Origin of the sequence: Streptomyces sp. 7-21 (assembly GCF_016741785.1) — a bacterium.
Taxonomy (GTDB): Bacteria; Actinomycetota; Actinomycetes; order Streptomycetales; family Streptomycetaceae; genus Streptomyces.
In genome coordinates this window covers 26,264-40,449 of sequence record NZ_JAERRL010000016.1, presented here as the reverse complement: position 1 = coordinate 40,449, position 14,186 = coordinate 26,264, and the positions used below count along the sequence as shown (strand labels likewise).

The following is a 14,186-nucleotide window of genomic DNA, read 5'->3' as shown; positions in this document are numbered from 1 at the left end:
GGACATTCCGACTGATTTTCCGGCTAGTTCAAGGCGAGTGCGTCATGAAGGACAGCACCGGCACGACCAAGCAGGAGGCCTACTCCTTCGCCTGCCTGGCCTGCGGCCACACCTGGGAGCAGACCTACACGATCGAGCACGACACGGACCGTGACGGCAAGGAGTTCGTGCGGTACCACGCCGGGGGCCGGGAAGTGCCCTCGCCGCTGACGAGCCCGGACTGCCACACCTGCGGCAGCCACCGCGTGCGCGTGATGCGCTCCGGGCTCGTGGACCGCGCCCGCCACGCCCGCGACGTGGTCGGGTACATCCCCTAGCCCCCGCACCCCCGCCCCGGGCCGGTCCGGCCGGCCCGGAAACGGCACGCCGGCGCCCGTTTAGGATCGGGGGCATGCCCAAGTCCGCCAAGGCCAAGGCGCTGGAGAACGTCCCGCCCCCGCCGCCGGTGCCCCTCGCGGTGCCGGTGGCCGATTCGCACACCCACCTCGACATGCAGCGGGAGATGCACGGCACCCCGGTCGAGGAGGCGCTGGCCAAGGCCGCGGACGCCGGGGTCACCCGCGTCGTGCAGATCGGCTGTGACCTGCCGCGCGCCCGGTGGGCCGTGGCGGCCGCCGCCCGCCACGACGAGATCTGGGCGGCCGTGGCCCTCCACCCCAACGAGGCCCCCCGCTTCGGCAGCCCGCAGGCCCTCGAGGCCGCCCTCGACGAGATCGCGGAGCTGGCGGCGCTGCCCCAGGTCGTCGCGCTCGGCGAGACCGGCCTGGACTACTACCGCACCGGCCCCGAGGGCGTCGAGGCACAGCAGTACTCGTTCCGCCGCCACATCGCGCTGGCCAAGGAGCTGGACCGCACCCTGGTGATCCACGACCGCGAGGCGCACGCGGACGTCCTGCGCATCCTCGCGGAGGAGGGCGCCCCGCCGCGCACCGTCTTCCACTGCTACTCCGGGGACGCCGCCATGGCCAGGACCTGCGCCGAGGCGGGCTACTTCATGTCCTTCGCCGGCAACGTCACGTTCGCCTCCGCCGCTCCGCTCCGCGAGGCCCTGGCCGCCGCCCCGCCCGAGCTGCTGCTGGTCGAGACCGATGCGCCGTTCCTCACGCCCGTGCCGCACCGGGGACGGCCCAACGCCCCGTACCTGATCCCGCACACCCTGCGCGCCATGGCCGAGGTCAAGGGCCTGCCCGAAGACGAACTGGCCCGCCACATCGCGGACAACACCGCGCGCGCCTTCGGCCAGCCCGCCGGGGCCGTCGCGTGACCGAACGGACCGCCGACGACCGCCTGCTGGGCCCCGGCGACGTGCGGCAGCTGGCCAACGCGCTGCGCCTGCGCCCCACCAAGCAGCGCGGCCAGAACTTCGTCACCGACGCCAACACCGTCCGCCGCATCGTCCGTGCCGCCCGGATCGGCGAGGACGACGCCGTGCTGGAGATCGGCCCCGGCCTTGGCTCCCTGACGCTGGCGCTGCTGTCCCGGGCCGCGCACGTCACCGCCGTCGAGATCGACGACGTGCTCGCCGACGCGCTCCCCGCGACCGTGGCCGCCCGGCTGGGGGAGCGGGCGGACCGCTTCTCCCTCATCCACGCCGACGCGCTGCGCCTGGCGCCCGGCGACCTGGCCGGCGCCGGGCCCGAGCCGGGGACGCTGGTGGCCAACCTGCCGTACAACGTGGCCGTTCCCGTGCTGCTGCACGTGCTGGAGACTTTCCCCGGCATCCGCCGCGGTCTGGTCATGGTGCAGTCGGAGGTCGCCGACCGGCTGGTGGCCCCGCCCGGCGGCAAGGCGTACGGCGTGCCCACCGTCAAGACCGCCTGGTACGCGGCCACGCGCCGCGCCGGGTCGGTCGGCCGCACCGTCTTCTGGCCCGTGCCCAACGTCGACTCCGCGCTCGTCGCCTTCACCCGCCGCGAGCCGCCGCGCACCACCGCCGACCGGGCCGGCGTCTTCGCCGTGGTCGACGCCGCGTTCGCCCAGCGCCGCAAGACGCTGCGCGCCGCGCTGGCCGGCTGGGCGGGCTCCGCCGACGCGGCCGAGGCGGCCTGCGCGGCGGCGGGCGTGCCGCCGCGCGCCCGGGGCGAGGCGCTGACCATCGAGGACTTCGCCCGCCTCGCCGAGCACCGGCCCGCGCGCTGAACCCGTCCGCCCCCTGACGCCCGCGAGAACCCTGGAAAGAACGATCCGATGCCCGCCGCGCCCGTCACCGTCCGCGTGCCCGCCAAGGTCAACGTCCAGCTCGCCGTGGGCCCGCCCCGCGCCGACGGCTTCCACGACCTGGCCAACGTCTTCCTCGCCGTCTCCCTGTACGACCACGTCACCGCCGCCCCCGCCGGCCGGCTGCGGGTGACGTGCGAGGGGCCGGGCAGCGGGGAGGTGCCGCTGGGCCCGGACAACCTCGCCGCCCGCGCCGCCGCGCTGCTCGCCGAGCACCACGGCCGCGAGCCCGCCGTGGCGCTCCACATCGCCAAGGACATCCCCGTCGCGGGCGGCATGGCCGGCGGCAGCGCGGACGCCGCCGGCGCCCTGGTCGCCTGCGACGCGCTGTGGGGCACGCGCACGCCGCGCGAGGTGCTGCTGCGGCTGTGCGCGCGGCTCGGCTCCGACGTGCCGTTCAGCCTGACCGGCGGCGCCGCGCTCGGCACCGGGCGCGGCGAGCGGCTGACGCCGCTGCCGGTGGGCGGCGCGTTCCACTGGGTGTTCGCGCTCGCCGACGGCGGCCTGTCCACGCCCGCCGTCTACCGCGAGTGCGACCGGCTGCGGGACGCCGCCGGTGCCGCCGTGCCGGCGCCCGAGGCCAGCGAGGCGGTGCTGGCCGCGCTGCGCGACGGTGACGCCGCCGCCCTGGCCGCCGTGCTGCCGTCGGCCAACGACCTGCAGCCGGCCGCCCTGTCGCTGCGCCCCGCCCTCGCCGCCACGCTGGACGCCGGGCTGGCCGCCGGGGCGCTGGCGGGCCTGGTCTCCGGGTCGGGGCCGACCTGCGCGTTCCTGGCCGGCGGCGAGGAGGAAGCGCGGCGGATCGCCCGCGCGCTGACCGGCTCCGGCACCTGCCGTGAGGCCCGTACGGCGACGGGCCCGGCACCCGGCGCGACTACCCTTGAGTCCCATGCCTGAAGCGAATCTGGCCAGCCTGGAGTCCGTCTCCAAGGTCTACGGGACGCGCGCCGTGCTGGACGGCGTCTCGCTGGGCGTCGGCGAGGGCGACCGCGTCGGCGTCGTCGGCCGCAACGGGGACGGCAAGACCACGCTGATCCGGATCCTCGCCCGCCTGGAGGAGCCCGACGAGGGGCGTGTCACCCACGCGAACGGCCTGCGTCTGGGCGTGCTGACGCAGCACGACTCCCTCGATCCGGCCGCCACCATCCGGCAGGCCGTGGTCGGCGACCTGGCCGACCACGAGTGGGCGGGCGACGCCCGGGTGCGCGACGTGCTCACCGGGCTGTTCGGCGGGCTGGACCTGCCCGGCTTTCCCGCCGGGCTCGACACCGTGATCGGCCCGCTCTCCGGCGGCGAGCGCAGGCGGGTGGCCCTGGCCGCGCTGCTGATCGCCGAGCAGGACCTGATCGTGCTGGACGAGCCGACCAACCACCTCGACATCGAGGCGGTGGACTGGCTGGCCCGCCACCTGCGGGGGCGCCGCTCGGCGCTCGTCGTCGTGACGCACGACCGGTGGTTCCTCGACCAGGTCTGCACCCGGGTGTGGGATGTGCAGCGCGGCCAGGTCCACGGCTACGAGGGCGGCTACAGCGACTACGTCTTCGCGCGGGCCGAGCGGGAGCGCCTGGCCGCCAGCGAGGAGGCCAAGCGGCAGAACCTGCTGCGCAAGGAGCTGGCCTGGCTGCGGCGCGGCGCCCCCGCCCGCACCAGCAAGCCCCGCTTCAGGATCCAGGCGGCCAACGCCCTGATCGCCGACGTGCCGCCGCCCAGGGACAGCGCGGAGCTGATGCGCTTCGCCAGCGCCCGGCTCGGCAAGACCGTCTTCGACCTGGAGGACGTCACGCTGCGCGCCGGGGGCAAGGAGCTGCTGACGCGCCTGACGTGGCAGCTGGGGCCGGGTGACCGCGTCGGCCTGGTCGGCGTCAACGGCGCGGGCAAGACGTCCCTGCTGCGGGCGCTCGCCGGGGCGGCGCGCGGCACGGCGACACCCGGGCTGTCCGTCTCCGGCCGGGTGCGGACCGGCAAGACCGTGCGGCTGGCGTACCTGTCGCAGGAGCTGACCGCGGACGACCTCGATCCGTCGTGGCGCGTGCTCCAGGCGGTGGAGCGGGTCAGAGCGCGCGTGGATCTCGGCAAGGGGCGGGAGATGACCGCCTCGCAGCTGTGCGAGCGGTTCGGCTTCGGCAGGGAACGCCAGTGGACGCCGGTGACCGACCTCTCCGGCGGGGAGCGCCGGCGGCTCCAGCTGCTGCGGCTGCTGATGGACGAGCCGAACGTGCTGTTCCTGGACGAGCCGACCAACGACCTCGACGTCGAGACGCTCACCCAGCTGGAGGACCTGCTCGACGGCTGGCCGGGCTCGCTCGTCGTCATCAGCCACGACCGGTACTTCCTGGAGCGCACGACCGACCGGCTGCTGGCGCTGCTCGGCGACGGGCGGCTGCGGATGCTGCCGCGCGGCGTGGACGAGTACCTGGAGCGCCGGGCCGCGCTCGCCCGGCGGCCCGCGCCGGGCGCGGCGGCCGGGGCGCCGGCGCGGCCGGGGCAGGCGGCGCCCCGGCAGAAGCCCGCTCAGGCGGCGCGGGAGGCGCGCAAGGAGATCCAGCGGATCGAGCGGCAGCTCGACAAGCTGGCGAAGCAGGAGGCCGCGCTGCACGCGGAGCTGGCGGAGCACGCCACGGACTTCGAGCGGGTGGCCGGCCTGGACCGCGAGCTGAAGCAGCTGGCGGAGCGGCGCGACGAGCTGGAGACCCGCTGGCTGGAACTGGCCGACGAGGTGTAGCCGGCCGGCGCGGGGGGCGGGGCGTCTCCCCGCGTGGTGCCGTGGGGCCGTTCCGTGCCCGCAGGGCCCTTGCCGGGCTGTCGGTCCCCTCTGATATGACTGGAAGTATCGAACCGGTGACGCGATGTCCCGGTCGCCCGATGTCGTCCAGGGGGGACTGTCCGCATGCCCAACGAATCGTTAGACGCGGGCCGCTCGCCGGAGCAGCCGCGCGAGGACCAGACCGGCGAGGACCAGACCGGCGAGGACCAGACCGGCGAGGAGCAGGCCCGCGAGGAGGACGCGTTACCTCACCAGCCGCGTCCGGCGCCGCCGCAGGAGCCATCTCCGCAGCCAGCACCGCAGGAGCCAGGGCCGCTCCCGGCGCGGTCCGCTGAGACGCCCGGGCCCGACGACACGATGGGGCTGGGCCTCATCGCCCCGGCCGGCCTGTCGGAGCGGCCCACCGAGCCCGGCCAGCCGGGGCAGCCGGGCCAGCCGGGCCAGCCGCCGGTTCCGCTGCCGCCGCAGCCGCCGTATCCGCCGCCGAGCGAGCCGCCGGTGGCGTCCGCTCCGCCGGGCGGGGCGGAGCAGGAAGGCCCGGGGAGCACGCTGGCCGGGGACCGGATGCCGACCAGCCCGCCGTGGGAGGCGCCGCCGCTGCACCTGCGCAGCACCCAGGCCGCCGGATTCGGCCCGCCCGTTCCGCCTCCCGCGCAGCTGGGCGGCTTCGGGCCGCCCGCCCCGCCCACCCCGCCTCCCGGCCACCAGCCCGCCGCCGGGTGGCGCCCCCGCCGGGCCCGCCTGCTCATCGCCGCCGCCGCCGTCCTGGCCGCGGCGCTCGTGGCCGGCTCCTTCTTCCTCTTCACCGGTGGCGATGGCGCGGACCCCGAGCCGGAGCCCGGGCCCACCAGCCCGCCTCAGGCCGAGGAGGGAGACCTGCCGCTGGAGGCCTCACTCGCCTGGGAGGCGCCCCCACCCGCCGTCGACGAGGAAGAAGAGATCATCGAGGAGTCGCGCCAGCTGTGGTTCAGCGGCGACACGGTGGTGCGCGCCATCGACGACGCGATCACCGCGCGGGACCTGGCCACCGGAGAGGAGGTCTGGAGCCTGCCGCTGGAGCTGAGCGCGGGCCAGTGCCGGGCCTCGGAGACCGCCTCTCAGGGGCGGGTGGCCGTGCTCCAGGGGCGGGACTGCGAGATCCTGACGGTCATCGACATCGAGGCGGGCGAGGAGGTGACGTCCTTCCCCGCGGGCCCGGACGGCGCGGGTGTGGGCGATGCGGGCGTGCCGTCGATCCTCGGCGACAGCGTCGCGGTGTCCTGGGGCAGCGGCAGCGCCGTCTACGACGTGACCACGGGCGACGTGCAGTGGGGCAGCGAGCTGACCGGCGGCTGCACCGAGGTCGACTACACGGTCATGGACGACATGTTCGTCGCCCGCGCCGAGTGCGAGTTCGGCGACCGGGGCGGGTACGTGCGCGCCATGGACGAGGCGGGCGAGGAGCAGTGGACCTGGGAGTTCGACGGGCAGTTCGAGGGCGACCAGATGTACGTCAGGTCGGTCGTCTCGCTCGATCCGCTGGTCGTCACCGCGGACGCCAACGACGACTACGAGCAGGAGACGCTGCTGCGCGCGGACGAGGAGGACATGGACGGCTTCGCGTTCGCCTTCGACTACGATCCCGAGCGGTACGTCTCGCCGTGCGGCAGCGCGACCCTCTCCGACTGCGGTCTCGCTGTGACGCTCGACGGCTACCTCTACCTCGCCAGTTTCACCGGCCGGGAGAACACGGTGGTGGCCTTCGACATGGCCACGGGCAGCGCGCTGTTCGAGGTCGCCCCGTACTACGACAGCAGCGAGCGCGCCGCGCGGGAGGCGGGGGACATCGTCCGCAGCATCCGGCCGTTCGGCGTGCGGGACGGGCAGGTGCTGGCCTATCAGCGGGAGGAGTTCACCGATGAGTTCCCCGGGGCGGTCGTCACGATCGACCCGGAGCGGCAGGAGGCGGCGCCGCTGATGGAGCTGGACCCGGCGGGCAGCGTGAAGGAACGCACCCTGACCAGCTCCAACCTGCCGTGGGACTGGCTGCCGGTATGGCGGGAGGGGACGCTGCTGCTGGCGTGCCTGTCGTTCTCCGTGGACGACGAGAAGAACGGTGAGCCGTCGCTGCTGGTGTACCGGTAGGGGGTACCGGAGGGAACCAGAGGGGGCATGGCGGGAGTCGGTGGTACAAAGAGCATGCTTATTGTTCAGCCGATCGCATGATCTGACCGAACGCCGTGCCGCGGCGCCCGGGCCCACCCGGCCGCCGGGACCGCGGCTCCCAAGGGGGGATGGGGAAGCCATGTCTCAGCCGCCACCGCCACCGCAGAACCAGCCTCCCGCCCCGGAGGAAGGCTTCGGGCCGCCGCCGAGCGGCACCTTCGGCCCGCCGGCCGGCGGTGGCTTCGGCCCGCCGTCCTCCGGCGCCTACGGCGCGCCGCCCCCGGCGCCCGGCACGCCCCCCTCGGCACCGCCCGCCGTTCCGGGCGGCAAGCCGGGAGAGCCGGGATACGGCTATCCCCAGACGCCCGCCCCGTCTCCCGCCGCCTCTCCCGCCCCGCCGCCGGCGGCCCCCCCGGGCGCACCGCCGGCCGCCCCGCCCTCGTCGACGGGCGGGTTCGGCGCCCCCACCCCGCCGGGACCGTACGGGCCCGACACCATGCCGCCCGGCACGTTCGGCCCCCCGCCCTCCGGGCGACGGCGGCGGTGGAGCGCGCCGGCCCTGATCGTCGCCGTCTCCGCGGTGCTGGCGCTCGCGCTCGCGGGCAGCGCCGTCTACCTGCTGAACGGCGACGACGGCGCCGCCAGCGCCCAGGGCGAGAACCAGGGGGAGGGCGACGGCGAAGGCCAGGGCGCCGGCGGCGACGGCGGGCAGAGGCTGCCCGAGCAGCCCGTCGACGCCAGCCTCGCCTGGCAGCAGCCGGCCCCGGACATCACCGAGGACGAGTCGCTCGTGTACGCCCGGGGCGTGTGGTTCAGCGGCGACACGGTGGTGCGCACCATCGACGACAGCCTGACCGCCTACGACCTCGCCAGCGGCGAGGAGGCGTGGTCCATCCCGCTGGAGCTCTCCAACGGCAACTGCAACGCCTCCCGCAACGTCGACGACAACCGCATCGCCGTGCTCCAGGGCAGGGACTGCGAGGTCCTGAGCGTCTTCGACATCGCCGCGGGGGAGGAGATCGCGACCATCGACCTCGACTCGAGCCTGCTGCCCGGCAGGTGGGACTACCCCGCGATCCTCGGCGACACCGTCGCCGTCGACCTCGGCGTCTACGGCGCGGGCTACAGCATCAGCCGCCAGGAGCAGGTCTGGGAGTCCGGGTACAACGCGCGGTGCGCCGAGTCGGCGTACGCCACGTTCGACGACATGTTCGTCTCGCAGACGAGCTGCGGCTTCAACGGTGATGAGGGCGGCAGCATCCGCGCCACCACCGAGGCGGGGGAGGAGCTGTGGGAGTGGTCGTACGAGGCCACCTACGACGATGAGGAGTTCGCGGTCAACTCGGTGGTGTCCGTCGAGCCGCTCGTGGTGACCGCGTCGGTGGGCGAGGAGGAGCGGATCCTCGTCATCGACGAGGACTACCAGGAGATCAGGCACGTGCTGGAGTACGACAGCCGGCACTTCCAGAGCCCGTGCGAGATCAACGCCTTCACCGCCTGCGACTACGGCATCGTCCACGACGGGCACCTGTACCTGTCGACCTACCCGCAGTACGGCGAGCCCACCGGCATCGTGGCGTTCGATCTGGAGACCGGCACCGCGATCTACGAGCTGGAGTCCGCCAGCGGCGGGCCGGCCAGACCGTTCGGCGTCGCCGACGGCAAGATCCTCATCTATGAGGGCCCGCCGCTGGAGGAATCCGGCTACCGCGAGCCGGGACAGGTGCTGGCGCTCGATCCGGCGACCGAGGAGGCCACGCCCGTGATGACGCTGGACCCGCAGGAGGTCGAGACCGAGTCCGCCATGGCCTCCAGCGGGACGGAGTGGCACCAGCAGCGGCTGGCGTGGCACAACAACACCCTGGTGTTCCTCAACGAGTCGTTCTACTGGGACAGCGCGGAGGAGACCCCCGCCATGCTCGTCTACCGGTGAGGGACCGCGGCGGCGGGTGGGGAGGGACGCGATGAGCGGCATCCGCGTGGTGGTCGCCGACGAGCGGCGGCTGGTGGCCGAGGCGCTGGCCTCAGCCCTGCGTGTGCGCGGCCACCGCGTGCTCGGCGCGGCGGCACCGCTGGCCGGTGCCGCCGCGCTGGCGGCCGGCCGCCAGCCCGACGTCTGCCTGCTGGGCACCGGGGCCCCCGAGGAACCGGCCGCCCTGAACGCCCTCGCCCGCGTGCGGCGCGACTGCCCGCGCGCGGGCGTCATCGTGCTCGGGCCCGTGCCCCGCCCGCGCGGCGTGGCCGCCGCCTTCGCCGCGGGCGCCCGCGGCTACGTGCGCCACGACGACCGGATCGATGTCGTGGAGCGCGCCATGGTCAAGGCGCGCGCGGGTGAGGCGGCGGTCTCGCCGCAGCTGCTGTGCGAGGCGTTCGGCGCCCTGCTCCGCCCCCGGTCCGGGCAGCACGCCGAGGGCGCCCGGATCGCCGCGCTGCTGACCGAGCGGGAGGCCGAGGTGCTGGCGCGGATCGTGGACGGGGAGGACACCCGCCGGATCGCCGCCGGGCTCGGCGTCGCGACCAGCACCGCGCGGACCCACGTGCAGCGGCTGCTGACGAAGCTCGGCGCCGCCACCCGGCTGGAGGCCGCGGCCCTGGCCGTGCGCACCGGCGTGCTCGATCACCTGCCCGGCGGCCCGGCCGCGGGTTCCGCCGGCTGAACCGGCCCCAAACCCGGCCCGGTGCAGGCCCATTGACGAACCGCGTGCCTGTATGCTTCATTATGTTTGAATATGTTTGACTGTAGCGGAACTGGTGAGGCTGGGAATGACGAGGGCCGCATGAAGAAGACGATGATCCGCCTGGCGGACGGGCGCGAGCTCATCTACTACGACTCCCAGGACGGCGCCGCGCGCGACCAGGCCGACACCCGGCCGCTGCCCGCGGCCACGCACTCCTCCCAGATCCGCTACAACCCCCTGCTCGGCGAGCGCGTCGGCTACGCCGCCCACCGCCAGGGCCGCACCTACCACCCGCCCGCCGACCAGTGCCCGCTGTGCCCGTCGCGCGAGGGCAGGCCCAGCGAGATCCCCGCTGACTCCTACGAGGTCGTGGTCTTCGAGAACCGCTTCCCCTCCTTCAGCGGCGACGCCGGGCGCTGCGAGGTGGTCTGCTTCACCCCCGACCACGACGCCTCGTTCGCCGACCTCACCGAGGACCAGGCCGCCCTCGTCCTCGGCGCCTGGACCGACCGCACCGCCGAGCTGGCCGGTCACCCCGGCGTCCAGCAGGTCTACTGCTTCGAGAACCGCGGCGTGGAGATCGGCGTGACGCTGGCCCACCCCCACGGGCAGATCTACGGCTACCCGTACATCACGCCCCACACCCAGCGCATGCTCGACGCCGTGGCCGCGCACCGGGCGCGCACGGGCCGCAACCTCTTCGACGAGCTGCTGGAGCGCGAACGCGCCGACGGCCGCCGCATCGTGCTCGACACCGACCACTGGACGGCGTTCGTCCCGTACGCCGCCCGCTGGCCCTACGAGGTGCACCTGTACCCCAAGCGCCGCCTGCCCGACCTGCGCGCGCTCAGCGACGCCGAGCGCGCCGCGTTCCCCGCCGTCTACCTTGAGCTGCTGCGGCGCTTTGACCGGATATTCGGGCCTGACCAGCCGCGCACACCGTATATTTCGGGCTGGCACCAGGCGCCGTTCTCCCTCGCCGAGGAGACGCGCGAGGACTTCGCGCTCCACCTGGAGCTGTTCACCATCCGCCGCAGCCCCGGCAAGCTCAAGTACCTGGCCGGGTCGGAGTCGGGGATGGGTGCCTTTGTCAGTGACGTCCTGCCGGAGGCCGCGGCCGGCCGGCTACGAGAGGTGGCGAGCGGCGCATGACCACACCGATCACGCAGCGTTCCGGACGGCCCGGCGGCGGGAAGTACCTCGTCACCGGCGGCGCCGGGTACGTCGGCGGCACCGTCGCGGCGCACCTGCTCGACGCCGGGCACCAGGTGACCGTCCTGGACGACCTGTCCACCGGCTTCGCCGAGGGCGTCCCCGAGGGCGCCGCCTTCATCGAGGGCCGCGTGCAGGACGCCGCCCGCTGGCTGGACGGCTCCTACGACGCCGTCCTGCACTTCGCCGCCTCCTCCCAGGTCGGCGAGTCGGTCACCAGGCCGGAGAAGTACTGGCGCAACAACGTCGGCGGCACCATGGAGCTGCTCGCGGCCATGCGCGAGGCGGGCGTGCGCACCCTCGTCTTCTCGTCCACCGCCGCCGTCTACGGCGAGCCCGTAACCACACCGCTGACCGAGGACGCCCCTACCGCGCCCACCAATCCCTACGGCGCCTCCAAGCTCGCCGTCGACCACATGATCGCCAGCGAGTGCGCCGCCCACGGCCTCGCCGCCGTGTCCCTGCGCTACTTCAACGTGGCGGGCGCCCACACCGGCGGGCGGCGCGGCGCGCTCGGCGAGCGCCACGACCCGGAGAGCCACCTGATCCCGCTCGTGCTCCAGGTCGCCCAGGGCCGCCGCGAGACCATCAGCGTCTTCGGCACCGACTACCCCACCCCCGACGGCACCTGCGTGCGCGACTACATCCACGTGGACGACCTCGCCGAGGCCCACCTGCTGGCGCTGGCGGCCGCCGCCCCCGGCGAGCACCTGGTCTGCAACCTCGGCAACGGCAACGGCTTCTCCGTCCGCGAGGTCATCGACGCCGCCCGCCAGGTCACCGGCCACCCCATCCCCGAGACCGCCGCGGACCGGCGGCCCGGTGACCCCGCCGTGCTCGTCGCCTCCTCCGACCGCGCCCGCGAACGCCTCGGCTGGCGCCCCAGCCGCGCGGACCTGACCGGCATCATCGCCGACGCCTGGGAGTTCGCCCAGCGCGCCCACGAGACCAAGGACGGCACCAAGTGACCACCATCAGCCAGCGGCACGAGGACCTGTTCGGCGCCGCCCCCGAGGGCCAGTGGGCCGCGCCCGGCCGGGTCAACCTCATCGGCGAGCACACCGACTACAACGACGGCTTCGTCATGCCGCTCGCCCTGCCCCAGACCGCCACGCTCACCGTCTCGCGCCGCTCCGACCGGACCGTGCGCGTGCACTCCGAGAACGTCAGCGGCCCCACCGCCGAGTTCTCCCTCGACGGCCTGGCGCCCGGCGCGGTGACCGGCTGGGCCGCCTACCCGGCGGGCGTGTTCTGGGCGCTCCAGGCCGAGGGTGCCGCGCTCGGCGGCGCCGACCTGCTGCTGGACTCCGCGGTCCCCTCCGGCGCGGGCCTGTCCTCCTCCGCCGCGCTGGAGGTCGTCACCGCCCTCGCCCTCAACGACCTGTTCGGCCTGGGCCGCTCGCCCGCCGAGCTGGCCCGCATCGGCCAGCGGGCGGAGAACGACTTCGTCGGCATGCCCTGCGGCATCCTCGACCAGATGGCCTCCGCCTGCTGCACCGCCGGGCACGTGATGTACCTCGACACCCGGGATCTGACCGCCCGGCAGGTGCCGTTCGACATGGCCGCCGAGGGGCTGCGGCTGCTGGTGGTCGACCCCCAGGTGAAGCACGTCCACGCCGACGGCGCCTACGCCAAGCGCCGCGCCGCCTGCGAAGCGGGCGCCGCCGCCCTGGGCGTGCCCGCGCTCCGCGACGTGCCCGCCGACGGCCTCGACGACGCGCTGGCCCGGATCGACGACGCGGAGATCCGCCGCCGCGTCCGGCACGTCGTCACCGAGAACCGCCGCGTCGAGCGCGTCATCGAGCTGCTCGACGCCGGGCGCCCGCGCGACATCGGGCCGGTGCTCTCCGAGGCCCACGCCTCGCTCCGCGACGACTTCGAGGTCTCCTGCCCCGAACTCGACCTGGCCGTCGCCGCGTCCGTCGAGGCGGGCGCGCTCGGCGCCCGCATGACCGGCGGCGGCTTCGGCGGCTCGGCGATCGTGCTGGTCGAGGAGCCGGCGGTCGGGCACGTCTCCCAGGCCGTGCGCGACGCCTTCGCGGCCAGGGACCTGACGGCCCCGCGGCTCTTTGAGGCGGTACCCGCGGCAGGGGCCCGCCAAGTCGCGGTGTGACCAATTAGCACTGTGACTTTATCGATACGCCTACTTTCTGGAAAACCCTTCCCCGGCCGTGCCCCGGACGTAGGCTGAGGACTGCCCAGCACCGGTGGGGGCCGGTGCTGATCAGGGGGCGAGACAGGTGGGTGCGTGCGACGCCCGGCACGGCACCGGCGCCGTGCGGCGGCGGCCGTGCGGGCCTCCGCCGGAGTCCGGTCCGGACGGCGCCGCGCCCACCGAGCCCGCGACCACGCGGCGGTCAGCACGCTCCACCGGCCGCCGCCGCGCACCCGCGCCCCGACACTGCGCCTCAGCACTGCCGCCAGGTTCGATTCCAAGTGTCCGAAGGGGCCGCTGTGGAACGCATCCGGGTGCTCGTGGCCGACGAGCACCGCATCTTCGCCGAGTCGCTCGCGACCGCGCTCGCGGCCGAACAGGACGTGGAGGCCAGCGCCGCGGGCACCGTGCCGGCCGCCGTCCAGCTCCTCGAACGCTCCCCCTTCGACGTGCTGCTGCTGGACGCGGGGCTCAGCGCCGCCGACCCGCCGCTGCTGCCGCTGGTGCGGGAACGTTTCCCCGCGCTGCGCCCCGTCGTGCTGGCCGCACGCGACGACCCCGCCGAGGCCGCACGCCTGCTCGCGGCCGGCGCCCGGGGCTGGGTGGCCAAGGACAGCTCCCTGATCCGGCTGCTGCACGTCGTGCGCGGCGTGCTCCGCGACGAGACCCACGTGCCGCCCGCGCTGCTCACCGGCGTGCTCGCCGAGCTGGTCCGCGAGCGTCGCCACCGCGACGAGCAGCAGCGCCTGGTGTCCGCCCTCACCCCGCGCGAACTCGAGGTGCTGCGCTGCATGCTTGCGGGCCTGGGGCGCAAGGCCGTCGCCGAGCGGCTCCAGCTGTCGCCGCACACCGTCCGCACCCACATGCAGAACGTCCTCGGCAAGCTCGGCGTCCACTCCACCCTCGCCGCCGTGGCCGTCGCGCGCCGCGCGGGCGTGCCCCCGGCTGACTGACTCGCCGGGCCGGCGGGTACCCGCCCGCCCGGCGAGGACGGACGAGCGGGCCGGGAGGTGAA

At 74.9% G+C, this 14,186-nt stretch carries 12 protein-coding genes; all 12 read left to right on the top strand.

Going from position 1 to position 14,186, the window contains the following annotated elements; translation table 11 throughout:
* Positions 1-44: 44 nt before the first annotated feature.
* The 12 genes from JK356_RS18725 to JK356_RS18670 all read left to right on the top strand — a co-directional run bounded on the left by JK356_RS18725 (position 45) and on the right by JK356_RS18670 (position 14,124).
* Positions 45-317, top strand: coding sequence for a hypothetical protein (locus tag JK356_RS18725; protein WP_201869818.1), 273 nt, complete (start codon positions 45-47; stop codon positions 315-317).
* Between the two features lie 74 nt (positions 318-391).
* Complete coding sequence (locus tag JK356_RS18720; protein WP_201869817.1) at positions 392-1,264, top strand: TatD family hydrolase; 873 nt, start codon at positions 392-394, stop codon at positions 1,262-1,264.
* Positions 1,261-2,139 carry a 16S rRNA (adenine(1518)-N(6)/adenine(1519)-N(6))-dimethyltransferase RsmA gene (gene rsmA, locus JK356_RS18715; protein ID WP_201869816.1) on the top strand — a complete coding sequence of 293 codons (879 nt, stop codon included), beginning with the start codon at positions 1,261-1,263 and terminating at the stop codon, positions 2,137-2,139. Before JK356_RS18720 ends, rsmA begins: the two co-directional genes overlap by 4 nt.
* Positions 2,140-2,187: 48 nt before the next feature.
* Positions 2,188-3,114 carry a 4-(cytidine 5'-diphospho)-2-C-methyl-D-erythritol kinase gene (locus JK356_RS18710; RefSeq protein ID WP_201869815.1) on the top strand — a complete coding sequence of 309 codons (927 nt, stop codon included), beginning with the start codon at positions 2,188-2,190 and terminating at the stop codon, positions 3,112-3,114.
* Positions 3,107-4,939 (top strand): ABC-F family ATP-binding cassette domain-containing protein, encoded by a 1,833-nt coding sequence (locus JK356_RS18705; RefSeq protein WP_201869814.1) that lies wholly within the window; start codon positions 3,107-3,109, stop codon positions 4,937-4,939. Before JK356_RS18710 ends, JK356_RS18705 begins: the two co-directional genes overlap by 8 nt.
* Positions 4,940-5,104: 165 nt before the next feature.
* Positions 5,105-7,105 carry a PQQ-binding-like beta-propeller repeat protein gene (locus JK356_RS18700; protein WP_201869813.1) on the top strand — a complete coding sequence of 667 codons (2,001 nt, stop codon included), beginning with the start codon at positions 5,105-5,107 and terminating at the stop codon, positions 7,103-7,105.
* A gap of 160 nt (positions 7,106-7,265) precedes the next feature.
* A complete protein-coding gene (locus JK356_RS18695; RefSeq protein ID WP_201869812.1) occupies positions 7,266-9,059 on the top strand; it encodes a PQQ-binding-like beta-propeller repeat protein in 1,794 nt (597 codons plus the stop codon).
* 31 nt (positions 9,060-9,090) lie between these two features.
* The gene (locus JK356_RS18690; protein WP_201869811.1) at positions 9,091-9,783 is read left to right on the top strand and encodes a LuxR C-terminal-related transcriptional regulator; all 693 of its coding nucleotides are present in this window, start codon (positions 9,091-9,093) and stop codon (positions 9,781-9,783) included.
* Between the two features lie 120 nt (positions 9,784-9,903).
* Positions 9,904-10,956 (top strand): galactose-1-phosphate uridylyltransferase, encoded by a 1,053-nt coding sequence (gene galT / locus JK356_RS18685; RefSeq protein WP_201869810.1) that lies wholly within the window; start codon positions 9,904-9,906, stop codon positions 10,954-10,956.
* Entirely contained in the window at positions 10,953-11,984 is a 1,032-nt protein-coding gene (gene galE, locus JK356_RS18680; protein ID WP_201869809.1) for a UDP-glucose 4-epimerase GalE, read from the top strand. Before galT ends, galE begins: the two co-directional genes overlap by 4 nt.
* Entirely contained in the window at positions 11,981-13,129 is a 1,149-nt protein-coding gene (gene galK, locus JK356_RS18675; RefSeq protein WP_201869808.1) for a galactokinase, read from the top strand. The genes galE and galK overlap by 4 nt, the downstream gene beginning before the upstream one ends.
* Before the next feature lie 341 nt (positions 13,130-13,470).
* Positions 13,471-14,124, top strand: coding sequence for a response regulator transcription factor (locus JK356_RS18670; RefSeq protein WP_201869807.1), 654 nt, complete (start codon positions 13,471-13,473; stop codon positions 14,122-14,124).
* Positions 14,125-14,186: the final 62 nt, after the last annotated feature.

Bases quoted from the DNA above. Each gene is read 5' to 3' on its own strand.
- JK356_RS18720 (WP_201869817.1), top strand. From the start codon at position 392: ATGCCCAAGTCCGCCAAGGCCAAGGCGCTGGAGAACGTCCCGCCCCCG.
- JK356_RS18705 (WP_201869814.1), top strand. From the start codon at position 3,107: ATGCCTGAAGCGAATCTGGCCAGCCTGGAGTCCGTCTCCAAGGTCTAC.
- JK356_RS18710 (WP_201869815.1), top strand. From the start codon at position 2,188: ATGCCCGCCGCGCCCGTCACCGTCCGCGTGCCCGCCAAGGTCAACGTC.
- JK356_RS18690 (WP_201869811.1), top strand. From the start codon at position 9,091: ATGAGCGGCATCCGCGTGGTGGTCGCCGACGAGCGGCGGCTGGTGGCC.
- galE (WP_201869809.1), top strand. From the start codon at position 10,953: ATGACCACACCGATCACGCAGCGTTCCGGACGGCCCGGCGGCGGGAAG.
- galT (WP_201869810.1), top strand. From the start codon at position 9,904: ATGAAGAAGACGATGATCCGCCTGGCGGACGGGCGCGAGCTCATCTAC.
- JK356_RS18725 (WP_201869818.1), top strand. From the start codon at position 45: ATGAAGGACAGCACCGGCACGACCAAGCAGGAGGCCTACTCCTTCGCC.
- JK356_RS18700 (WP_201869813.1), top strand. From the start codon at position 5,105: ATGCCCAACGAATCGTTAGACGCGGGCCGCTCGCCGGAGCAGCCGCGC.
- JK356_RS18695 (WP_201869812.1), top strand. From the start codon at position 7,266: ATGTCTCAGCCGCCACCGCCACCGCAGAACCAGCCTCCCGCCCCGGAG.